The sequence below is a fragment of the Citrobacter sp. TBCP-5362 genome (genome assembly GCF_005406305.1).
Classification (GTDB): Bacteria; Pseudomonadota; Gammaproteobacteria; order Enterobacterales; family Enterobacteriaceae; genus Citrobacter_B; species Citrobacter_B koseri.
In genome coordinates, this window is the sequence record NZ_CP040234.1 from 3,959,621 (window position 1) to 3,982,568 (window position 22,948).

General features: G+C 54.2%; 21 protein-coding genes. 8 read left to right on the forward strand and 13 right to left on the reverse strand.

Annotated elements, in window-relative coordinates; all coding sequences use genetic code 11:
- Positions 1-140: 140 nt before the first annotated feature.
- Positions 141-887, forward strand: coding sequence for an oligogalacturonate-specific porin KdgM family protein (locus tag FD428_RS18840; protein WP_114848016.1), 747 nt, complete (start codon positions 141-143; stop codon positions 885-887).
- Positions 888-891: 4 nt separating this feature from the next.
- On the opposite strand, the gene FD428_RS18845 is transcribed toward FD428_RS18840, so the two are convergent.
- Complete coding sequence (locus FD428_RS18845; protein ID WP_047459370.1) at positions 892-1,551, reverse strand: MurR/RpiR family transcriptional regulator; 660 nt, start codon at positions 1,549-1,551, stop codon at positions 892-894.
- A gap of 180 nt (positions 1,552-1,731) precedes the next feature.
- Here FD428_RS18845 and FD428_RS18850 point away from each other — a divergent pair, with 180 nt between their 5' ends.
- The 6 genes from FD428_RS18850 (at position 1,732) to nrdG (ending at position 11,168) form a co-directional block, all read left to right on the forward strand.
- Positions 1,732-3,129 (forward strand): PTS fructose transporter subunit IIC, encoded by a 1,398-nt coding sequence (locus FD428_RS18850; RefSeq protein ID WP_114848017.1) that lies wholly within the window; start codon positions 1,732-1,734, stop codon positions 3,127-3,129.
- A gap of 14 nt (positions 3,130-3,143) precedes the next feature.
- Complete coding sequence (locus FD428_RS18855; RefSeq protein WP_114848018.1) at positions 3,144-5,762, forward strand: glycoside hydrolase family 38 C-terminal domain-containing protein; 2,619 nt, start codon at positions 3,144-3,146, stop codon at positions 5,760-5,762.
- Positions 5,759-7,468 carry a sugar phosphorylase gene (locus FD428_RS18860; protein WP_114848019.1) on the forward strand — a complete coding sequence of 570 codons (1,710 nt, stop codon included), beginning with the start codon at positions 5,759-5,761 and terminating at the stop codon, positions 7,466-7,468. Before FD428_RS18855 ends, FD428_RS18860 begins: the two co-directional genes overlap by 4 nt.
- A gap of 1 nt (position 7,469) precedes the next feature.
- Positions 7,470-8,054 carry a fructose PTS transporter subunit IIA gene (locus FD428_RS18865; protein WP_049009912.1) on the forward strand — a complete coding sequence of 195 codons (585 nt, stop codon included), beginning with the start codon at positions 7,470-7,472 and terminating at the stop codon, positions 8,052-8,054.
- A 404-nt stretch (positions 8,055-8,458) separates the two neighbouring features.
- Positions 8,459-10,597, forward strand: a complete 2,139-nt coding sequence (nrdD, locus tag FD428_RS18870) for an anaerobic ribonucleoside-triphosphate reductase (RefSeq protein WP_047459384.1) — start codon at positions 8,459-8,461, stop codon at positions 10,595-10,597.
- 106 nt (positions 10,598-10,703) lie between these two features.
- On the forward strand, positions 10,704-11,168 hold the full coding sequence (gene nrdG, locus FD428_RS18875; RefSeq protein WP_114848020.1) for an anaerobic ribonucleoside-triphosphate reductase-activating protein: 465 nt from the start codon (positions 10,704-10,706) through the stop codon (positions 11,166-11,168).
- Between the two features lie 97 nt (positions 11,169-11,265).
- Here nrdG and FD428_RS18880 read toward each other — a convergent pair whose 3' ends face one another.
- The 11 genes from FD428_RS18880 to pmbA form a co-directional block, all read right to left on the reverse strand.
- Positions 11,266-13,176: a transcription antiterminator gene (locus FD428_RS18880; RefSeq protein ID WP_058668474.1), complete on the reverse strand. Its 1,911-nt coding sequence runs from the start codon at positions 13,174-13,176 to the stop codon at positions 11,266-11,268.
- A gap of 22 nt (positions 13,177-13,198) precedes the next feature.
- Complete coding sequence (locus FD428_RS18885) at positions 13,199-13,939, reverse strand: KDGP aldolase family protein (RefSeq protein WP_047459393.1); 741 nt, start codon at positions 13,937-13,939, stop codon at positions 13,199-13,201.
- Positions 13,936-15,054, reverse strand: coding sequence for a DgaE family pyridoxal phosphate-dependent ammonia lyase (locus FD428_RS18890; RefSeq protein ID WP_047463804.1), 1,119 nt, complete (start codon positions 15,052-15,054; stop codon positions 13,936-13,938). The genes FD428_RS18885 and FD428_RS18890 overlap by 4 nt, the downstream gene beginning before the upstream one ends.
- On the reverse strand, positions 15,038-16,171 hold the full coding sequence (locus FD428_RS18895; RefSeq protein ID WP_112001304.1) for an amidohydrolase/deacetylase family metallohydrolase: 1,134 nt from the start codon (positions 16,169-16,171) through the stop codon (positions 15,038-15,040). The genes FD428_RS18890 and FD428_RS18895 overlap by 17 nt, the downstream gene beginning before the upstream one ends.
- Positions 16,172-16,229: 58 nt before the next feature.
- Positions 16,230-16,874: a DUF4310 family protein gene (locus tag FD428_RS18900; protein WP_012134365.1), complete on the reverse strand. Its 645-nt coding sequence runs from the start codon at positions 16,872-16,874 to the stop codon at positions 16,230-16,232.
- A 14-nt stretch (positions 16,875-16,888) separates the two neighbouring features.
- Positions 16,889-17,665: a DUF4311 domain-containing protein gene (locus FD428_RS18905; protein WP_012134366.1), complete on the reverse strand. Its 777-nt coding sequence runs from the start codon at positions 17,663-17,665 to the stop codon at positions 16,889-16,891.
- 22 nt (positions 17,666-17,687) lie between these two features.
- Complete coding sequence (locus tag FD428_RS18910) at positions 17,688-17,987, reverse strand: DUF4312 family protein (protein WP_012134367.1); 300 nt, start codon at positions 17,985-17,987, stop codon at positions 17,688-17,690.
- A gap of 2 nt (positions 17,988-17,989) precedes the next feature.
- On the reverse strand, positions 17,990-18,352 hold the full coding sequence (locus FD428_RS18915; protein ID WP_012134368.1) for an SFCGS family glycine-rich protein: 363 nt from the start codon (positions 18,350-18,352) through the stop codon (positions 17,990-17,992).
- 10 nt (positions 18,353-18,362) lie between these two features.
- The gene (locus tag FD428_RS18920; protein WP_012134369.1) at positions 18,363-18,683 is read right to left on the reverse strand and encodes a glycine dehydrogenase; all 321 of its coding nucleotides are present in this window, start codon (positions 18,681-18,683) and stop codon (positions 18,363-18,365) included.
- A gap of 331 nt (positions 18,684-19,014) precedes the next feature.
- Positions 19,015-19,401 carry a cytochrome b562 gene (cybC, locus tag FD428_RS18925; RefSeq protein ID WP_049010806.1) on the reverse strand — a complete coding sequence of 129 codons (387 nt, stop codon included), beginning with the start codon at positions 19,399-19,401 and terminating at the stop codon, positions 19,015-19,017.
- A 44-nt stretch (positions 19,402-19,445) separates the two neighbouring features.
- A complete protein-coding gene (gene pmbA, locus FD428_RS18930; RefSeq protein ID WP_047459405.1) occupies positions 19,446-20,798 on the reverse strand; it encodes a metalloprotease PmbA in 1,353 nt (450 codons plus the stop codon).
- Positions 20,799-20,893: 95 nt separating this feature from the next.
- Here pmbA and yjgA point away from each other — a divergent pair, with 95 nt between their 5' ends.
- The gene (yjgA, locus tag FD428_RS18935) at positions 20,894-21,445 is read left to right on the forward strand and encodes a ribosome biogenesis factor YjgA (RefSeq protein WP_012134373.1); all 552 of its coding nucleotides are present in this window, start codon (positions 20,894-20,896) and stop codon (positions 21,443-21,445) included.
- A 97-nt stretch (positions 21,446-21,542) separates the two neighbouring features.
- Here yjgA and mpl read toward each other — a convergent pair whose 3' ends face one another.
- Entirely contained in the window at positions 21,543-22,916 is a 1,374-nt protein-coding gene (gene mpl, locus FD428_RS18940; protein ID WP_024130777.1) for a UDP-N-acetylmuramate:L-alanyl-gamma-D-glutamyl-meso-diaminopimelate ligase, read from the reverse strand.
- Between the last annotated feature and the right edge of the window lie 32 nt (positions 22,917-22,948).

Below are 22,948 nucleotides of genomic sequence, written 5' to 3' on the forward strand. Positions count from 1 at the left end.
TTTCTCCGTCTTTCTGACAGCGTAAAAAAATGCCGCGTATAGTGATACTTAGAATGTACCATCATAAAATTTACACGCGCTAAAGAATAAAACAAAAATAGACCTGCCACTGACACTTATCATATAACCGGCAGGATATCATGAATAAACCTCTTATTAAGTTAAGTTTACTTTCAGCTTTACTCATTAGCAGCCAGGGATGGTGCGGTAATACCTCTGTTGATTTGCGTTTTGGTCATAATACCAATTCAGAAGCTAATGATTCCAGAATTAAAGTCATGCACCAGGCCGACAATGGTTTTTATTTCTCCGTTGAAGCTGCGCAAAACCATAACGATACGTTTTTTGGCGATACCGATCGCTACAGTTCCGATGATAAAGGCGTGACCGAAGCAGCCCAGGAAATAGAAACTCGCTGGCGCTTTGATTTAGGTGACGGTTACGCGGTCGCACCGGGGATGGTCACCGTATTTACGTCCAGTAATACCCATTATCGCCCTTTTATTCAGGGCTGGAAATCCTTCGATAATGGCCTTAACCTTTCTGCCCGTTATCGTTACAACACGGTGAACGATGCGCACAGCGACAGAGAATTAGACGGCAGCGGTTATACACGTCGTGAATCTCATCAGTTTGATATATGGTTTGCCTACAATATTGGTAACTTTGGCATGTCTTATAACCCCCGTTTCCGCTATCAGGATGGCGTCGATCAGGGGACGGGCGACGATACTTACTGGGAACATACCCTCGCGTTCAACTACAAACTGGACGATGGCTGGACGCCGTACGTCGAGCTGGTCTCTCTTGATAAAACCTATATCAATGACGACGGTCATCATGAAAATGATTACGCCGTACGTCTTGGTATCGTAAAACAGCTTTAACGCGCTATGCCGCATCGTATTGCAGCAGATAACATCCGATGCGGTCTACTACCGTCAGCAGTTCCAGCTGGCCTTCTCGTTGATATAACGAGATTGCGTCAATATCAATATCCAGAGGCCAGCATAATGTTGAAATCGTCGCTAACGTGGATTCTCGTTTTGTAATCGCAATGATTTTTAATCCCTTACGTAACGCGTTTCGCGCCATTTCGACTAACGACGCCGTTTCACCCGATTTGCTGATCAACACCAGCGTACCTTTAGAGACTCGCGTCAGCTGATGAACATCATTGAGAATGAGGTGCGGCAAGCTCGCCAGCGACAAAAAACGCGACAAATAATTCAGGCTGGTCAATGACGCGCCGCGCGCATATAAGAAGATATGGCTGGAATTAACCAGTATGTTGCACAGTTGTGTAACGGTCTCTTCTTTTTCATCACCAACAACATATCTTACGGGTTCGGCTATTAACCTGTCGCGAGAAAACTGATACCGTAGCTCGGTATAGCTCCGGTATCCCATTTTTTTACACACCCGATTAACGGATGTTGTAGTGGTGAATGTTTCGCTCGCAATCACCTTAGCTGAAATACCCGATATTTCATGAGCATGACACTGAATATACTCAAATATTAATCTTTCACTACCCTGAAAGGAATTCATAAAACCCACCCTTAACCTACGAATATAATATATTCTATCAATATCGTATTTATAACACTGGAATGCGAATCACACTCTATTCAACAGGTATGGCAATACGCAATTAGTACCATCAAACCTTTTATTGCCTTTTTTATTTCTCTTTATAATTTCTGCAATTCTATTGTTAGGGGTTTTACAATGACAAGGCAAAAAGTCGTCGCGATAACGGCATGCCCGACCGGCATCGCTCATACCTTTATGGCTGCCAACAAAATTGCAGCGTGGGGAGAAGAAAATAACGTCATCGTCAAAGTGGAAACACAAGGAAGCGATGGCGTCAAAAACAAGCTTTCCCGACAAGATATTGCCAGCGCAGATGCCGTCATTCTGGCAATCGATGTTCCCATCCAGGACGCTGAACGATTCGATAACGTTCCTCATCTCAAAATACGCACTCAGGAACTGATCAAAAATACCGATCGTTACCTGCGTCAGGCGCTGGCGATGGATAAAACCGTAACGGTAGCGTGTGAAGAACAGGAAGAAGCTCGCTCCGCCTGGCAGACCTTCATCGGCCATATTATGGCGGCGATCAGCTATATGCTCCCGGTCGTCGTCCTCGGTGGATTACTGATGGCGGTCGCCAAAATAACCGGGCAGTTTATTCCAATTGCCGGTACGCCGTTCGAGGTGCTGGATAAACTGGGCTTTATGGTGATCAAGTTCATGTACCCGGTTTTTGCCATGTACCTCGCGTTCTCTATTGCCGGTAAACCTGCGCTGATCCCCGGACTTATCGGCGGCATTATGTCCGACGAGGTCTATAAACGCTTTTTTGATCTCGACGGTTTTATGCCCTCAGGCTTCTTCGGCGCCATCGCCATCGGCTTTTTTGTCGGTCATCTGGTGCAGTGGCTCAACAATACCATTAACGTTCGCGCCCAACTTACCACCATTAAAACGATGCTTATCGTGCCGCTGTGTACCGGCATTACGCTCGTCATCGTTATGCAGTACCTGATCAACCCCTTCTTTGGCGCAATCAACCAGGCGATGGTCGAGTTTTTCACCTCCGCTGGCAACACCGGGCGCGGTTTTTACGCCATGATGATCGCCGCAGGGACGGCCTTCGACCTCGGCGGCCCCATCAATAAAGCCGCTGGTTCGGTGGCGCTGGGGCTCAACGGCGTCAGCGAAACCTTCGATTTAACCGCCAGAGAGCTGGCGATCGTCATTCCATCTATCGGCGTCGGCCTGGCGGCGTTACTGAATAACCGTTTTGGCCTGCCCAACGTGTTTAGCAGCGAAGAAAAAACCGTCGGCGGTACGTCTTTACTGCTGGGATTCATTGGCATTTCAGAAGGCGCTATTCCTTTCATCCTGAAAAATCCACGCCTGATTCCGGTCTTTATGATCGGCGCAATGTCCGGCGCGCTTATTGCTATCGCACTCGGCGTGAAGCAATCGCTGCCGTTGCCTGCCATCTGGGGATGGCCGCTGGCGACAAATGTCACAGGGTATCTGATCAGCGTGTTTGCCGGTTCTCTTGTATGCGCGCTGGGCGTGCTCTTCGCCAGCCCTAAGATCGCCAAATAATTCAGGAAGTAGAAATGAGCAACATTCACGTCATCGCCCATACGCACTGGGATCAGGAATGGTATTTCACCTTGCAGGATAGCAATATTCTCGCGTCCTGGAATTTTGCGGATGTGATCCGAACCCTGGAACAGAACCCTGCGTATACCTGTTACCACTTCGACGGCCAAACCGCTGTCGTGGAAGATTTCCTGGCCGTCAATCCTCAATACTGCGAACGGCTGAAACAGCTGGTCGCCGACAGACGGCTTTTTATCGGCCCGTGGTACACCCAGACGGATACGTATAATGTTCATGGCGAATCCATCATTCGCAACCTGAAATACGGGATACTTTCCGCGCGTAAACTGGGCCATGCCATGATGGTCGGCTATTTACCCGATACGTTCGGCCATAACAGCCAGCTCCCGACCCTGCTTCGCGGGTGTAACCTTGATAACATCGTTTTCTGGCGGGGCATCAACCATGATACGCAGGTTGAAAAGAGTCAGTTCATCTGGCAAGCGCCGTCCGGCGCGCAGGTTATCGCTTGCGCCATGCCCTTCGGCTATGGCGCGGCAAAAAATATTCGTGCAGACGACGCGCATCTGCACGACAAAATATTCCCAATCGTTAACCACATCCGCCAACGCTCCGGCCTGAACGATCTGCTCCTGCCCTGCGGCGGCGACCAGGTCAATATTGATCCCCATCTGCCGGAGATACTGCGTATCGCCAGCGCATGTTCCCCTGAAGGCGATCGTTTTCAGATCTCCTCTCTGGAAGCGTACATTGACCGCCTTCGACAACAGGCATCAGGATATGATCGCTGGCAAGGGGAATTAAAATCTCCCCGCTATACCCGCATTCATAAAACAATCGGTTCAGTACGTTACGACATCAAAAAGAAGAATTATGATGTTGAACAGTTCCTGTTAGGCAAGCTCGAACCCACCATTGCGCTGGCGCGTTATCAGGGCATTGAGGTCAACGTGCAGTGGGTTGACCAGATATGGAAAAACCTTCTGCGTAATCATGCGCATGACTCCATCGGCGGGTGTAACAGCGATGCCACCAATCGCGATATTCTCCATCGCCTTGAGCAAACGGAACAACTTAGCCATAGCCTGTGGAATCTGGTCGTAAAAGAACTGGCGACCGCCAGTTGTGAAGAGGGCGATCTTTTCGTCATCAACCCCAGCGCCACCGCCTGGTCAGGCATTATCAAAGCCACATTATATAGCCGTACGGCCGGTATTGAACTCAGCCATCATGCGCGTCCTCTTCCGTTCAGCGTTCTCGAACGCACGCAGGTCTCCGGCGGGCGCACGGTTCAGGTTACTGTGCAGGGCGAAAAAGAGGTCGAACTTCCGCCTTATTACCGCTGGCAGGTCGCTATTGACGCGCCAGCGTTACCGCCGCTGGGTTATACCCACATTCAGGCGCAGGAATCGTCACGCACCGCGCCAGCAATGCGCAACTGCGCTGAAAGCGCCATTGAAAACAATGATTACCGGCTGGCGCTGCGTGCCGGTTCGCTGTCGCTTCATGATAAGCGCAACGGCCGGGTAATATCCGACCTGCTGACCTTTGAAGACTGTGCGGATGCGGGCGATAGCTATGACTTTTCGCCGCTGGAGGGCGATGTTCCGCAGCGCTGCCACACATTTACGCTTATTGCCTGCGAGAAAGGCCCGCACATTGAACGGATAACGCTAAGCGCCACACTGATGCTCCCCCCTTCGCTGGCGGCACGAGCGGCGCAGGATGTTCAACCCTACCCTGTACGCCTTGTCTGCGAGCTTCGCCAGCATGACGCTCAGCTTTTTATCGACGTTTCGCTGGAAAACACCGTCTGCGATCACCGCCTGCGCTTACTCATCAACAGCGACATTCGCACCACAGAATCCATCGCCTCTCAGCCCTTTGCCGTCATCCGGCGTCCTGTTGCCGATGCGCCAGCCGACTGGCGTCAGCACTATCGGGAAAAGCCGGTCGATATTGAAACCAGCGAGGGCATTATCGCCATCGAGGAAAACAACCGCTCGCTCATCATCAATAGCCTGGGCATGAAAGAGTTTCAGATATGCCAGAACGAGACGGCGCAGATAGCGTTGACGTTGTTTAAATCAACGGGAGTCCTGGGACGTGACGATCTTGACTGGCGACCCGGACGCGCTTCCGGCATTAATAATACCGTCGTCAACACGCCCGACGCGCAGCTGCTTAAACCGCTGCATTTCAGCCTGACGCTGGCGCTTGCCGATCGGGCCGACCCTATGACGTTAAGGCATCTTGAAACCCGCGTGACGCGCCAGCCATTCACCTGGCAAAATCAGACATTGAACACGCTGGACAACCGCCTGGAGCGTTTTACGCTCAATTTTGCTTCGCGCTCGCTGCCGGAAACATTCAGCCTGCTGACGCTTCCCGAACCGCTGATGCTTTCCGCAATACCCCATGCCCATACGGTAGACGGAACAATCATTCGCGTTTTCAATGCCGGAGAGCACCCGGTGCCGCTCCCGCCTTCGCTAAGAAATATTCCGCAAATCAATTATCTGGAAGAACCTGTCGCAGATTGCACCACCATTTTGCCTTGCAGTACGTGTGATTTTCTTTTTACTCATCAGGAGCGTAACGAAAAAGTATGAGCCAGAACGCCCATCATACCTTCATCAAAAATACGTTAGCTCAGCTTTATCCCCATGCGGATCGGTACGCGCTGGCGGCGAAAATCGAGCAACTCTGTCAACGCTGGAAGCTACGGGAGCAAATCGCCGCACCTTTGGATCAGAGCCGGGTGTGGATGATTACTTATGGCGACAGTATCCATAGCGGGGACGCAAACGCTCTTGCCTGCCTGCATCAGTTTTCGACACGCTGGCTTAAGGGCGTCATCAGCGACATTCACCTGCTGCCCATGTTCCCGTGGACATCTGATGATGGCTTCAGCGTTAAAGATTATCGCCACATTGCGCCAGAATTAGGCCAGTGGTCAGACATTGCAGCGCTGGCAGGCGATTTTAATCTGATGTTTGATTTCGTGATTAACCATATCTCTCAGCAAAGCCGCTGGTTCCAGGGCTATTTACACGGCGAACCGCGTTATCAGCACTACTTTATTAGCGCCGACCCTGACGATGACTACCATCTTGTCACGCGTCCACGCGCCCTTCCCCTGCTTACGCCATTCAAGCGCAAAACGGGGGAAACCGTACATATCTGGACGACATTCAGCGCCGATCAGATCGATCTGAATTTCCGTGAACCTGACGTGTTACTGGAAAGTATCGACATCCTGCTGGAATACGCGGCGCGCGGCGCGCGCGCAATCAGGCTCGATGCGATCGGTTTTTTGTGGAAAGAGCGAAACAGCACCTGTATTCACCTGCCGCAGACGCATCTGATCGTTAAACTCTGGCGCGCCATTCTGGATACGACCTGGCCTGACTGCCTGTTGATTACGGAAACCAACGTCCCGCATCAGGAAAATATCAGCTACTTCGGCAACGGCGATGAAGCTCACATGGTGTATCAGTTCCCCTTGCCGCCGCTGACGCTCCATGCCTTTTTACGCGGTAACGCACGCTGGTTACGCCAGTGGGCGCAACGTCTGGAACAGGATGCGTTTCCCGACAAGACGACCTTTTTTAATTTCCTCGCCAGCCACGACGGCATCGGGCTGCGTCCCGTGGAAAATCTCCTTTGCGCAGAAGAGCGGCAGTTTCTGATAAGCGAGGTAGAACGCAAGCAGGGGCGTATTTCATGGAAAACCAACCCTGACGGCAGCCAGTCGCCGTATGAACTTAACATCAACTTTCTGAGCGCATTGAGCGAACCTGGGGAAAGTCCCGACGACCAGCTCGCCAGATTCACCGCCGCGCACGCCATCCTCTTTATGCTGCGGGGCGTGCCTGCGATCTATTATCACAGCCTCTTCGGCAGTGAAAATGACAACGCCGGGCTGCTCGAATCGGGCATAAATCGCCGCATTAACCGGGAAAAACTGGACGCTGCCACGCTCCATGAGCAGTTGCTCTCGCCGGAAACGAGACAATCCCGAATCTACGCGTCTCTGGCGAAGTTAGCGTGTATACGCCAGCAGCATCCCGCATTTTCTCCGTTCGCCTCGCAGCGCGTTCCTGAATTGCCTGACGCGCTCTTTGGCGTCGTTCGCCAGCATCCTACAGAAGGCGAAACGCTGTACTGCGTCGTGAACGTCACAGGAATACCACAATCACTTTCACTGCCTGTCACAGGAACAGATCTGCTGACGGGCGCAGCATTCAACGGCGCTTGCGAGCTTTCCGGCTGGCAAACGGTATGGATTCTCGCTGATACGCAACCGGAGGCATAACATGGAGTTGTCCGCGCTTACGCATTCTGAACTGATTTTTATCGATCCGCCGCACCGCACTCCTGAAGCGGTGATCGGGGAGATGTCCGCCGCCCTGTTCAGGCAGGGCCTGATCAACGACAAGGCGATGTTTATTGATAGCGTCCTGCGCCGTGAAAGCGAAGGGCCCACGGCGTTGGGAGAGTCGCTGGCTGTCCCACATGGGAAATGCGGATCGGTTGTCCAGGCCGCATTTAGCGTCGCCCTGTTTCGCCAGCCCATCATGTGGCCGGGTCTTGAGGGTGACGAGGAGGTTCAGTTGGTATTTCTGCTGGCGATTCCCCCAGAAGAAGCAGGCAGTACGCATATGCAATTATTAACCCGACTAACCTCGTCTCTGGTGGACGATAAAGTGCGTGAATCACTCATCAACGCTTCCTCTGCCGAAGAGGTACTTGCGCTGCTCTCGCCAGATGCGCCTTCGGTTTCGCCAGAAACCGCCATTGTGGTGAAAAACACCCGGCTTGTCCCCCTGATTTTGGGGATCGTCGCTGTTGCTGCATTTATCAATGCGGGTATTCACTGGATGAACGCAACAGCGCAATAACCCCTCCTGCGTCAAACCGGTCGTTTCTTTTCGCGCCGGTTTGACGAACGCCTGGCTTAACGCCCGAATTTTGTTGAATTTTTACGCAATTTTTAAGTCCAAAAATTTACATTAAGCGCAAGCGCCCGCCATTCGTACTCTTAAATTTTTACTTTGTTCTGAATCAATAAAATCGTAAACATCTTTGATGCAAATCACTACATATAGAACTTAAAATGCAACCCGACCCAATATGTTGTATTAATCGACTACAATTGCTACAAACACAATACGACGCCATAACGGTGATGTTGTGGATAACGTGGGTCGGGATTGCGGGAAGTCGTTGGATAGAGAGATGAATAAACCCACGCAGACTTCCTCAGCCTCTGTGGATAACCTGTTCTTATAAATATGGAGTGATCATGACACCGCATGTGATGAAACGAGATGGCTGTAAAGTGCCGTTTAAATCAGAGCGCATCAAGGAAGCCATTCTGCGTGCAGCTAAAGCAGCGGGAGTCGATGACGCAGATTACTGCGCCACCGTCGCAGAAGTCGTTAGTAACCAGATGAATGAGCGCAGCCAGGTTGATATCAACGAGATCCAGACAGCCGTTGAGAACCAGCTGATGTCCGGGCCGTACAAACAACTCGCTCGCGCTTACATTGAATACCGCCATGACCGTGATATTCAACGTGAAAAACGTGGCCGTCTGAACCAGGAAATTCGTGGTCTGGTTGAGCAAACCAACTCCGCGCTGCTGAACGAAAACGCCAACAAAGACAGTAAAGTGATCCCGACCCAGCGCGACCTGCTGGCCGGTATCGTGGCGAAACACTACGCCCGTCAGCATCTGCTGCCGCGTGATGTGGTGCAGGCGCACGAGCGCGGCGACATTCACTATCACGATCTCGACTATTCTCCGTTCTTCCCGATGTTCAACTGTATGCTGATCGATCTGAAAGGCATGCTGACGCAGGGCTTTAAGATGGGGAATGCGGAAATCGAGCCGCCGAAATCCATCTCCACCGCCACGGCCGTAACCGCGCAAATCATCGCGCAGGTCGCCAGCCATATTTATGGCGGCACCACCATCAACCGTATTGATGAAGTGCTGGCGCCGTTTGTTACCGCCAGCTTCAATAAACACCGTAAGACCGCCGAAGAGTGGCAGATCCCGGACGCTGACGGCTACGCGCACGCCCGTACCGAGAAAGAGTGCTACGACGCTTTCCAGTCTCTGGAATACGAAGTGAATACGCTGCACACCGCCAACGGACAGACGCCGTTCGTCACCTTTGGTTTTGGCCTCGGCACCAGCTGGGAATCGCGCCTGATTCAGCAATCCATCCTGCGTAACCGTATCGCAGGTCTGGGTAAGAACCGTAAAACCGCTGTGTTCCCGAAACTGGTGTTTGCGATTCGCGACGGTCTGAACCACAAGTTTGGCGATCCAAACTACGACATCAAACAGCTGGCGCTGGAGTGCGCAAGCAAACGCATGTATCCAGACATCCTGAACTACGATCAGGTGGTGAAAGTGACCGGTTCGTTCAAAACGCCAATGGGCTGTCGCAGCTTCCTCGGCGTCTGGGAAAATGAGAACGGCGAACAGGTTCACGATGGCCGCAACAACCTGGGCGTCATCAGCCTCAACCTGCCGCGTATCGCGCTGGAAGCCGGTGGCAATGAAGCAACGTTCTGGAAGCTACTGGACGATCGCCTGGTGCTGGCGCGTAAGGCGCTGATGACCCGTATCGCCCGTCTGGAAGGCGTGAAAGCCCGCGTTGCGCCAATCCTTTATATGGAAGGCGCCTGTGGTGTCCGCCTGAAAGCTGACGATGACGTTTCCGAGATTTTTAAAAATGGCCGCGCGTCAATTTCGCTGGGCTATATCGGTATTCACGAAACCATCAACGCGCTGTTTGGCGACAAACATCTGTACGACAGCGAAGCGCTGCGCGCTAAAGGTATCGCCATTGTCGAGCGCCTGCGTCAGGCGGTGGATCAGTGGAAAGACGAAACCGGCTATGGCTTCAGCCTGTACAGCACACCGAGCGAGAACCTGTGCGACCGCTTCTGCCGTCTGGATACCGCTGAGTTTGGCGTCGTGCCGGGCGTGACCGATAAAGGCTACTACACCAACAGCTTCCACCTCGACGTGGAGAAGAAGGTGAACCCGTACGATAAAATCGATTTCGAAGCGCCGTATCCGCCGCTGGCGAGCGGTGGCTTCATTTGCTACGGCGAATACCCGAACATTCAGCACAACCTGAAAGCGCTGGAAGACGTCTGGGATTACAGCTATCAGCATGTGCCGTATTACGGAACCAACACGCCAATCGATGAGTGTTACGAGTGCGGCTTTACCGGCGAGTTCGAGTGCACCAGCAAAGGGTTTACCTGCCCGAAATGCGGTAACCACGACGCCGCGCGTGTTTCAGTCACCCGCCGCGTATGCGGTTATTTAGGCAGCCCGGATGCGCGTCCGTTTAACGCCGGTAAGCAGGAAGAAGTGAAGCGCCGCGTTAAGCATTTAGGCAATGGGCAGATCGGTTAATCCGCTGTCACGTTAATGCCCGGTGGCGCTACGCTTACCGGGCCTACGGACTGCACTCTTACTGTAGGCCGGGTAAGCGTAGCGCCCCCCGGCGTGGTTACAGACTATGAACTTTCACCAGTACTACCCCGTCGACATCGTCAACGGCCCCGGCACGCGCTGTACCCTGTTTGTTTCCGGGTGCGTGCATGAATGCCCCGGGTGTTACAACAAAAGCACCTGGCGGCTCAATTCGGGTAAACCGTTTACGAAAGAGATGGAAGACCAGATCATTAACGATCTGAACGACGAGCGGATTAAACGCCAGGGGATCTCACTGTCTGGCGGCGATCCGCTGCATCCCCAAAACGTACCGGACATTCTGAAACTGGTGCAACGCATTCGCGAAGAGTGCCCCGGCAAAGACATCTGGGTATGGACGGGTTATAAGCTGGATGAACTCACCGCCGCGCAAATGCAGGTTGTGGATCTGATTAACGTGCTGGTCGACGGTAAATTCGTACAGGATCTTAAAGACCCGATGCTGATCTGGCGCGGCAGCAGTAACCAGGTCGTCCATCATTTACGTTGATCGCACTCTTTAACGCCGTTTCTCTGCTTCAGGATAAACAAATGTAATGCGTTATAGCATTACATTTGCATTAACATTCATTTCTGGAAAACGCCTCTCAAAAACGGCTCACACACTCCATCGCTACCGCTTTGAACTCGGCAAAATTCTGGCTGGCGCAGAGTCGCGTCATGGCGCGCTCACGCAGGAAAGTGACAAAAATATCGTAGATCGCCATTGCTTCTTCGTACTCGCTTTTACTGATGGCGAGTAAAAAGATGACGTGCGCCGTCTCATCTCCCCAGACGATGCCCTGCGGAGCGAGCACGGTATAGACCACCGTTTTCTTCGCCAGCAATCCCAGGGCGTGCGGCAGGGCGATGCTGTCGCCTAACATCGTGCTGACAATGGCCTCACGCTCAACCACCGAGTCGAGAAACTCCGCATCCACAAACCCCTCGCTTTGCAGCTGATCGCACAATGTCTTAAACAGCGTCTGCTGATCCATTGCACCGTCAATAATGCGAAAGTGGGCGGCGTCGAAGTATTTGTTCAGCATCCACGGGCGGGTTCTGTCCACCAGCACCAGCTTGCCGATCTGCTCCAGCTGGTAGTCGGTAGGGAATGGCGCAATCATGACCACCGGCTTATCTTTTTCGCTGACGCGCGCGGTAGAGATGACAAAATCTTCGGCAATGCTGTCCCGCTGCTCATAGTCACGCAGAGTCAGGGTTCTCACGATCTCAATCTGCGGATATTTCCGCGCCAGCACCGCTTCGATCATGCGTACCATCGCATTTCCCGCGTCACATACCAGCAGGATTTTAGGCTGCCGTTGGTAACCGATGTTGTAACTACGCTCCAGCCCAACGCCGATATGCAATACCAGAAAACCAATCTCGTTTTCGCTGATGGTATATGGCGTGTATTTTCCCCAACCCGACACGGCCGCCAGCGTCATATCCCACGCCATAGGGTAGTGCTGCTTAATGTTTTCCAGTAGCGGATTGGGGATCATTATCTGATAGCGCACCCGCGTGATCATCGTTTTGATGTGGGTGAGCAGGTCGGCATGTAACTGTTTGTCATTCAACAGGTTATAGTTGTACTGCGTGTTGATAAAACGGAGGATATAGTTAACCAGCGCTTCATCGTCATCGGCATTGATGGCGCTGGGAGCAATCTCCTGCACCTGCCGTGCGGCAATGTGTACCTTCAGCCAGTTCTCTTCAGACGCCGACAGCGGTTTATCTGCCAGGTGTTGCAGCACCGCCGCAATATCCCGCGCCGCGAAGCAGACGTTGTCCTCCACCTCTTCCGTGGTAAATTCCGACAGCGGATACCCTTCGCTGATGCGCCGTACCGCGACGGCGCAATACAGGCGTAAAAACAGCTCGCCTTCATCTGTCAAACGAATACGAAAACGGGTAAATATTTCCTGCAAAATCGGCTGCAATTGCTCCGGCACACCCGCGTTAAGCGCCTCTTCCACAATCAGCGGGTTCGCCGGGTCCTGCTGCGCCAGCGTCCACAGGAGATCGGTCAGACACGCGCGGATCGCCATCTCGCTGCCGAACAATTTCATGCCGTGGCGCGGGCGGGTTTCCAGCGTCAGATGATAGCGGCGCAGCCACTCGCGAACTTCCGCCATATCATTTTGCAGCGTCGCGCGGCTGACGAACCACTCATCCGCCAGATCTTCCAGTTTGAGCGAGAAAGCGGACGTCAGGAAACGAACCACCAGATAGTGCACCCGTTCCTGGCTGGTTCGCGGGATGCGCAGCGTACTCGGCTGCTGCTCCCGCAGGGTTTGATAGCGGGTCGGATCGTCAATTCGGAGCTGATAACCGTTGCCCCGGCTCAGAACAAACTGCGCGCCATACTGCGTCAGCAACGCATTCAACGCAGTAATGTCCGCCCGCACGGTGCGCGTGGAAACCGACAACCGCTGCGCCAGCTCATCCTGCGGCAGCGTCTCGTTTTGCAACATATCAAACAGCTGTGCCAAACGTTGGTTGGGGAATCGCACGTCACTTACCTCACTCTTGCTATTAACCTACGCACGTCCGGGTAATGGCCAACAGCTGGCGTACATCGTCTGGACGGGTGTTGCCACTCACCTTATCAATAATCGAACTATAAATGTGAGGAATGATTTTGCTGACGCCGGCATCAAGCGCAATCTGCAAAATCTCGCCAAAGTTTTCCAGATCGATACCGCCAGTCGGCTCCAGCCAGAAGTCGTGACGGGCGCAGGCTTCCGCTACCGCTTTGTACTCATCACGGCATTTCAGGCCGCCCATCGGGAAGTATTTAATCGAGCTGCCGCCCATGTCTTTCAGCAGGGCAATCGCCGTCTCAACGGGAACAATGCCGTCCGGCGTTTTGCTGCTCAGCGGGCCGGTAGAAATTTTCACTCTGCCCGGCGTCCCCGTCGGGGAGACCAGACCGTTAACGACCGTTTCACTCTGCCCCAGCAGCGCGCGGCTGGTCGCCACGCCGGTAAAGACCTGATTAACGTGCTGCGGCTGCACCTGACGAGAGATTTCGCTCACCATCGCCGACTGGTTCGGATCGCCAGCCCCCAGGCCAACAGAGAGGGCATTGTCGATAAGCGCCGCATATTCGCGCATATCCGCCACCGCGCTATCGACATCCGGGTAATTTTTGGAGAGCACGCCGACCAGCACATGGCCTTCCGCCGCCGCATAAATCTCACGGGCGTTCTCTTTGGAACCCGCCAGAACGTTCAGACAAACGCGGTCACGGTAAAAGTTAGGGGTCAGTTTCATGCTTTTTTCTCCTGATTAATCACATCGCGAATGCGGCGTGCCACAATCTCCAGTTGCGCCTGATTTACGCTGCGGACATCCGCCTCAATAATGCCTTCGTTAGCTTTGTAGCCACGGAAATAGATGGCGTACTCACCCTGTTTGAGGGCTTCCACCAGATCGCCGGTGGCAATGCCGGTCACGGCCTCATCGAATTTAATTTCCGTTCGCGCGATATCGCGTCCAGCGCTGTCCCACACCACGCGGGCGCTCACGCCATTAAGCGCATTCAGCGCATCAATAAACGGCGTCATTTTTTCGACCATCTCCGCGCCGCTCTCTTTCTGCGCGTTCAGGTAGAGTTCGATGGCGCAGGTCAGCCCGAGGATGCCCTCTTTGCCGACTTTCATGGCGCGGCCAATGCCCGCCGTCTGGCGTTTCACCCACTCGACGTACTGAGTTTTACCGATCACCAGACCGCTGGTCGGCCCTTCAATCGCTTTCGCGCCGCTGTAGATCACCAGATCCGCGCCGACGCGGTAGTAACACTGCAAATCCTCTTCTGCCGCCGCATCCACAATCAACGGTAAATTGTGCGTGCGCGCGACTACCGCCGCCTGCTCTACGCTGAGCATGCTTTTCTGCACGCAGTGGTGAGATTTGATATAGAGGATCGCCGCCGTGCGCGGAGTGATCGCCGCCGCAAGCTGCGCTGCGGAACATTCGTTGGCATAACCGGCTTCGACCAACTTACCGCCGCCCAGCGCCACCATCGTGCCAACCGGCGCGCCAAAGTTAACGTTGTGCCCTTTCGGCAATACAATTTCGTTATTCTCGATCGGAGTAACATGCAGGTTTTCCAGCAGCCAGTCGCTGTCCTGAACCAGTACCGCCGCTACCGACTGGGCAATCCCCGCCGAGGCGCAGGAGACGACCGTCGCCCCTTCCACATCCAGCAGTTTTGCAATGTACTCCCCGGTTTTATTGACCAGATCTTTCATCTCAAAGTACTGGTTCATGCCATCCATTGCCGCCTGCACCACTTCCGGGCGCGGGGTGGAAACACCGAGCGCGGTCATGCGCCCTGATGTATTAATCACTTGTTTCAGATTGTATTTTTCATAAATCGAAGTCACGTTCAGCACTCCCTTGTTCGGTTACATAGCCCTTACCCGCACGGATGGCGGCAAGCGGCACCAGCAATTTTTCAGCCTGTAAGCTGTCGTTTTCAGCGTCCACCAGCACGGTTGGCTGGCGCCTGAGCGTAAAGAGGGTCAAGTCGGCGTCCAGACCTGGCTCAAGGCGGCCTTTGCTTTTCAGGTTCAGGCCATCAGCGGCATTTGCCGTCACACAGTCGATCACCTGCGGCAGCGTCATGCCGATAGCGAGGAATTTCGACATCACGTTGGCAAGCGAATAAACCGGGCCATTGATGCGGTTACGACAGTAGATATCCGAGCTGATGGTGTGCGGCAAAATGCCTAAGCTAATCGCGCGCTGCGCGACCGCAAAGCTCAGGCTGGCAGTGCCGTGACCAACGTCCAGGCGCACGCCGCGCTGTAGCGCCCGGGTGATTGACGCGCGCAGCTCACCGTCCGGCGTCAGAATGCGATTAGGTTTGCCGTTATAGCAATGAGTGATGATATCACCCGCCGTCAGACGCTCAGCGATCTCATCCAGATCCGGCGGATTGTTGCCGATGTGTACCATCAACGGCAGATCGCCGTTCTCTTTCTGCATCGCTTTGGCGCATTCCAGCGGCGTAATGCCGTTTTCACCCACTACGCTACTGCTCATTCGCGCCTTCAGGCCCACAATGAAATTCGGATGGCGTTTCACCGCCTGTTTCACGGCGTCCGCATCGACATTGGCCATATTCGCCAGTTCGTTTTGTGCGATCAGCCCTACGCGGGAGATATTCAGCAACGCATAAACTTCAGTGGCCGCTTCACGGGTCAGCGTGTAGAAATCATCAATGTCGTCTGCGCCGGTACTGCCCGCATCAACAACGGTGGTGACGCCTGTCGCAATACCGACGCTGTCCGGCTCATCGTGATAAATCGGGGATTTCGGATAGCAGTGGACGTGGGAATCAATCCACCCTGCGCTAACGTAATACTCGCCGCGCAGATCGACGGTTTTCGCCGCCGGTTGCTGGATATTGCCCAACGCGGCAATTTTGCCGTCCTTCAGGGCGATATCGCTCACCGTATCGTCAACCAGACGCGCACGGCGCAGGAGTAAATCATACATCGCTCTCTCCTTTGCCGGATGGCGGCGTAACCGCCTTATCCGGCCTACAAATCAACAGTTAGCTAATGGCAATCGGGAAGATCGAACCTAAAATCATGGCGCCGAGGATCGCGCCGCCGGTGATCGGCTTCTGCCAGAGATAGAACAGCAACGCCCCCAGCAAAGAACCCACGCCGATTGGAATCGAGGCGGTCATCGCGCTGAGGATGATCAGCGGCCCCAGGAAGCGGCCTGACGCATTACCCGCCCCCATCATCACGTCCGCCCCGTAGGTGGAGTCGCTCTGATTGATGGTGAACTTACGCGCCAGAATGATGACGTAGCCAATTGCCAGACCAATCACCAGACCGGTGATTAACGAGGCGACAAAGTTAGCGACCGGGAAAACGATCCCTGCGCCCAGCAGCAGCGCCGGAACCCCAAGACCGACGCCGGTCTGGATCGCCCCGCCGATGTCCAGAATCCCCACCAGCGACCCTTCGATAATGCGGGCAAACAAGAAGCTTGCGCCAAACGCGGCCACCGCGCCGTAAACGCCGGTGTCCATCCCCGCTTTCAGCATTGCCACAAAGGCCACTTCGTTAAACGCGCCGATACCGTACAGGTAGTACATATGCGTCCCGGCAAAAACGCCGGATGAGAGCAAGCCTACAAAGATCGGGAACGACCAGTCGGCATACCAAAAACCTTTATTCTGTTCCATTATGATGGCCTCCGTTATTTGCCGCTGAGCGAGCCGTGGATCAGTTCGAGCCAGTTCGGCACGGTCATATTGAAGGATTCGATCATCTTCATGTCGAAGCCGCGGAAGAAGCCGCTCAGGACAAACAGCGCCACAATGGCGACCATCATCACTTTGGTGACGTGGTTCCAGCCGCTCTCTTCAACGCCTTTGCCGATCAGAATACCCAGCACCAGACCCGGAACGGCGTTACCCATGATCAGCTGCGCCGCGCCGCCAAACACGGTGGCCCAGAAGCCTGATTTTTTCCCGGCGTCGATCGCCGCCAACCAGAAAATAACCGGCATCACGGTATTCACCAGCAGGTTAGCCGCAGGCACCAATACCTTAACGGCGGTGACCTGCAACGCTTCCGGTACGGAAGAGGCGGTAAGGTTGAGGAAGGTCACGACGATCATGCCGATGATGCCGCAGGCAATCGCCATTTTCTTCGGATCGTGCAGCGTCTCGCCGACATTGCGGTTTTTGATCATCAGCGCTGCCGCGCCCCAGTTCGGGATGATGCGGTGATCGACATCCTGCGTGAATGAACCTGCCGCAACGGATGAGGCCCAGGCGTTGAAGAAGAAGCCCAGACCGAAGGAGAAGTGAGAAGCCGGGTCCCCTTCACAGGAGTTCAGTTCCCCCAATGTACGAAACGCGCCCATACCCTGTGTAGTCGGCGCATGAAACATGCGTGCAGCCCCGGCGCCCACACCGACGCCGACCAGGCCACCAATGATGAGCGATTTTATTAATATTATCAGGAACATATTTATGCCTTTTAATAAAGAATCAGCGTTGCGCGACGAAGTCCACCTTGTCGAGATTGATGGCAGTCACGTTGACGGTCACTTCCAGCTCCACGCTGTAGGTGCGTCTTTCCCGGCGCAAAAAGACAAATAAAAACGCTTCTTTGCGCACCGTTTCACGCGCTTGAACAACCTGCACATCCTGTGGCTCAATACGCAATAAAATATGCGGCGATGCTTTCATCACCGCGCCCTGAACGTGGTTCAGGGCATCGGCAAAGGCGCGCGCTTTGGCTTCGCCTTTACCGGTGACTCTCACCGTAGTGGTGAATTGTTCTTTCATACTTAAGCGCCGTATTTCTTCTGCCACGCCTGAACCAGACGCTCGCCAAGTTCTTCTTTATCCATAAAGCCGAACCCCAGCACGTTGCAGCCTTCGTTGATAGCCGTGACGCCTTCATCCACAGAGCGCATCCCGTATTTGGCTTTGTAGCCATACTTGTTTTGCGCCGTGATGGCGCCCGCACCGCCGCTACCGCAAAAAGAGATGCCAAAGGTAGCGTTTTCCGCTTTCATCACGTCGCCCAGCTTCATATCCGCCGCCACGCCCGGCACCACCACCGCACGACCACCGGCTTTTTCCACACCTGCCGCCACTTTCTGGCCCTTACCCAGACGATCGCCAATTACGACTGTAATCTGTTCCATTTTTTGCTCCTTAAAGGTTGTCTTTCGCGACTTCGAAATGTACTGACAGCAGCCAGGCTTCTTCCTCTGGAAGGTTGCCAAACGCCGCCACGATGTCGCGGGCAAGTGCCATTGATTCGGCTGAAATTTCATCAAATAAACTGGCATCCACTTCCGGCAAAGGCTCGCCGGTCACTGACCGGTGCGCCATGGCGCGAACATGAGACGTCAGCATTTGTTCCTGTACGGCGTTGGGAATGATGTGATGTTCGCTGAGTAAGGCATACACCTGCGCCAGCATGCGATCGGCCAGTTCACCGATCTCCGTCACCTGCTCCCCCATGTCGTTCATTACTGCTCCGTTATTCACTCGTCTTACCCCGTTAATGGCTCTGGGTTAAAACTAACGGCAGGGGTTAAAAGTTTGTAGCGAGTTGTTTTCCACTTCGAAGTGGAAAGGCGAGTGGCGACAGTGATCTGTTCCACAGAAAAGGGGGATTTGGCGATTTATCGCTGAAAAACTGTGACATACGTCGCAAGGAAAGGCGGAAAAACCGATGAGAAAAAGCACATTCGCGCGATCGCCGAAAGTGAAAAAGTGTGACGGGAATAGGGATTACTTATGGCCCAGGGGAAATGCCGGATGGCGACGCGATGCGTCTTATCCGGCCTACATCACGTTATTAACGATACTTCTTATGGTACGCGTTGCGGGTGGTTTTAAACGCTTCCGCCGCCGCTTGCGCCTCTTTGATTTTGCCTTCATTCGCCAGTTTTAATGCGCCATCAATCTGACCGACCAGCGTATCTAAACCGTGGCGAAAATCCTTCATCTCCGGGCTATCCGGGGCTTTATCTTCCAGCTTAGGCGGCGTGCCTTTTTGCGCATCCAGCGCAGCAACGCGCATTTTGCTTAACGCGTCTTTCAGTTCGGTCGCGTTATCCGTTTTTTCCACCACCTTCAGATTGTCGTTAAGCGTGTCCATATTGTCTTCAAGATCGGCAGAAAACACCGCCGAACTGAACGCCAGGGATGATATGGCAAGAACAGTTAACAGGTTTTTACGCATTGCTCACTTCCTCATTTTTATTATGAAAAGAAAACAAACGAGTGCTACTGCCCGGCGATTTTCATCTCCGGTAACAGCACGGAACCACACTGTATATTGCTACGCGTTTCAATATCGTTACCCACGGTGACGATATTGCGCCACATCTCTTTTAAATTCCCGGCGATGGTGATCTCGCTGACCGGATACTGGATCTCACCATTCTCAACCCAGAAACCGGCCGCGCCACGGGAGTAGTCGCCAGTAATGCCGCTCACCCCCTGGCCCATGAGTTCGGTGACGACCAGACCGGTGCCCATCTCTTTGAGCAGTTGTTCAAAGCTCAGCCCCTGCCCGGCAATGCGCCAGTTATGGATGCCGCCCGCGTGCCCGGTGCTTTTCAGCCCCAGTTTGCGCGCGGAATAGTTGGTCAGCAGCCACTGGGTCAGCACGCCGTCTTTCACAATGTCGCGACGCTCTGTGCGCACACCTTCGCTGTCGAATGGCGAAGAGGCCAGCCCTTTCAGCAGATGCGGGTGTTCTTCGATGGTCAGCCATTCCGGCAGAATTTGTTTGCCCAGCGAGTCGAGCAGGAAGGTCGATTTACGGTATACCGAGCCGCCCGCAATCGCGCCGACCAGATGGCCAAACAACCCGGTCGCCACTTCATTCGCGAAAATCACCGGCGCTTTCATGGTCGAGAGTTTGCGCGGCGCCAGGCGAGATAACGTACGGCGCGCGCACTCGGCGCCCACCCATTCCGGCGTTTGCAGATCGCCTAACGCACGGCCAATGGTGTAGGCGTAATCACGCTCCATGTCGCCCTTTTCTTCGGCGATGACACAGCTTGAGAGCGAATGGCGCGTGGAGCAATATCCCTGCAACATGCCGTGGCTGTTGCCGAACACTTTGATGCCGTAATGGCTGTTAAAGCTGCCGCCTTCGGTGTTGGTAATACGTTTATCCGCCTGCAACGACGCCTGCTCCGCGCGAGCAGCCAGATCAATGGCTTCATCCGGGGTTACTTCCGCCGGGTGGAACAGGTCGAGATCCGGCGCCTCAAAGGCCAGCAGATCTTTATCTGCCACGCCCGCGCACGGGTCCGGCGAGGTATAGCGAGCAATATCCAGCGCTGCCTGTACGGTACGGGCAATCGCCTGCGGGCTTAAATCGGTGGATGACGCGCTGCCTTTACGGTTCTGGTGATAAACGGTGATCCCCAGCGCGCCGTCACTATTAAATTCTACGTTCTCCACTTCACCATAACGGGTGCTGACGCTGATGCCGGTGGTCTTGCTGACAGAGACTTCCGCGCCGTCTGATTTGCCTGAGGCGAGTTCCAGGGCTGTCGAGACCGCTTCTTCCAGAATCTTACGCTGCGCTTCAACTTGTGAGATTACTTTCATCGCAAATGCCATACTGTAGAGAGAGTTTCTCTGAAGTCTAACAGAGAACCGTTTTTCAGTGCGCATCTTAACTGGTAACATTAGCCTCTTTTTTTAAGGAGCCTGACATGACAAAGCAGCCCGAAGACTGGCTCGACGACGTTCCCGGTGATGACATCGAAGACGAAGACGATGAAATTATCTGGGTCAGCAAAAGTGAAATTAAACGCGATGCCGAGGAGTTAAAACGCCTGGGCGCGGAAATTGTGGATCTGGGGAAAAACGCGCTGGATAAGATCCCGCTTGATGCGGATCTGCGCGCCGCCATTGAGCTGGCCCAGCGTATTAAGATGGAAGGCCGCCGCCGTCAGTTGCAGCTGATCGGTAAGATGCTGCGTCAACGCGACGTTGAACCTATTCGTCAGGCGCTGGATAAGCTGAAAAACCGCCACAACCAGCAGGTGGTGCTGTTCCATAAGCTTGAGCAACTGCGCGATCGCCTGATCGTTGAAGGTGATGATGCGGTGGAGGAAGTGCTGAGCCTGTGGCCGAATGCCGACCGTCAACAGCTTCGCTCGCTGATCCGCAACGCGAAGAAAGAGAAAGAAGGCAATAAGCCGCCGAAGTCGGCGCGGCAGATCTTCCAGTATCTGCGTGAGCTGGCGGAAAACGAAGAGTAATGCGTACGTGAGTGAAGTGTGCCGGATGGCGACGCAAAACGTCTTATCCGGCCTACAGTTTGTAGGCCCGGTAAGCGCAGCGCCACCGGGCATATGATTACTCCGCCGCCTCTGCCTTTTTCGCCAGGCCATCCAACAGTTTTTGATGGATGCCGCCGAACCCGCCGTTGCTCATCACCAGAATATGATCGCCAGGCTGCGCGGTTTTCACCACCATATCGGCCAGCGCGTCCACATCTCCGCTCCAGTGCGCAGGCTGAACACAGGCATCCGCGACTTCCGCCACCTGCCACGGAATATGCTGCGGTTGCAACAAGAACACTTCATCCGCACGCCCTAACGACGGAGCCAGATCGTCTTTGCAAAGACCCATCTTCATGGTGTTGGAGCGCGGTTCCAGCACCGCAAGAATGCGTGCCGTACCGCCCACTTTACTGCGCAACGCCGCAAGCGTCGCCAGAATCGCCGTCGGGTGGTGAGCGAAATCGTCATACACCGTCACACCGTTGGCTTCACCGCGCAACTCCAGACGACGACGGGCGTTGATGAACGATCCCAACGCGTTAGCCGCATCCGCAGGCATTACGCCAACATGACGAGCGGCGGCAATCGCCATCAGCCCGTTATTCATATTGTGTTCACCGACCAGCGACCACTTCACTTCGCCGGCTTTTTCACCGTCCAGCCACACTTCCCAAACGGATGCATCCGCGTTCAGTTTCTTCGCCTGCCAGTGCCCCTGCTCGCCCACCAGCTCCTGCTCGCTCCAGCAGCCCATCGCGATCGTCTGCTTCAGGTTGATGTCGTGTTCCGGGAAAATAATGCGCCCTTGCCCCGGCACGATGCGCACCAGGTGGTGGAACTGCTTCTGAATCGCTTTCAGATCGTCAAAGATGTCCGCATGGTCGAACTCAAGGTTGTTGAGGATCAGCGTGCGCGGGCAGTAGTGCACAAACTTGGAACGCTTATCGAAGAACGCGCAGTCGTACTCATCCGCCTCAATGACGAAGAAGTGACTTTCACCCAGACGGGCAGAAACGTCGAAATTACCCGGAACGCCGCCAATCACGAAGCCCGGCTGATAACCGCAGGCTTCCAGAATCCAGGTCGCCATGCCTGCCGTGGTGGTTTTACCGTGCGTACCGGCTACGGCCAGCACCCAGCGATCGCGCAGAACAAAGTCATGCAGCCACTGCGGGCCGGACATATACGGAATGTTCTTTTCCAGCACCGCTTCAACACACGGATTTCCACGGGTCATGGCATTGCCGATGATCACCAGGTCTGGCTGTGGGTCGAGCTGGCTGGCGTCGTAACCCTGAATTAAATCAATGCCCTGCTTCTCAAGCAGGGTGCTCATCGGCGGATACACATTGGCGTCCGAACCCGTTACTTCATGACCGAGCGAGCGCGCCAGCATCGCCAGACCGCCCATGAAAGTGCCACAAATTCCCAAAATATGAATGCGCATACGTCACTACCCTTTTTTAATCTGGGGGCCAT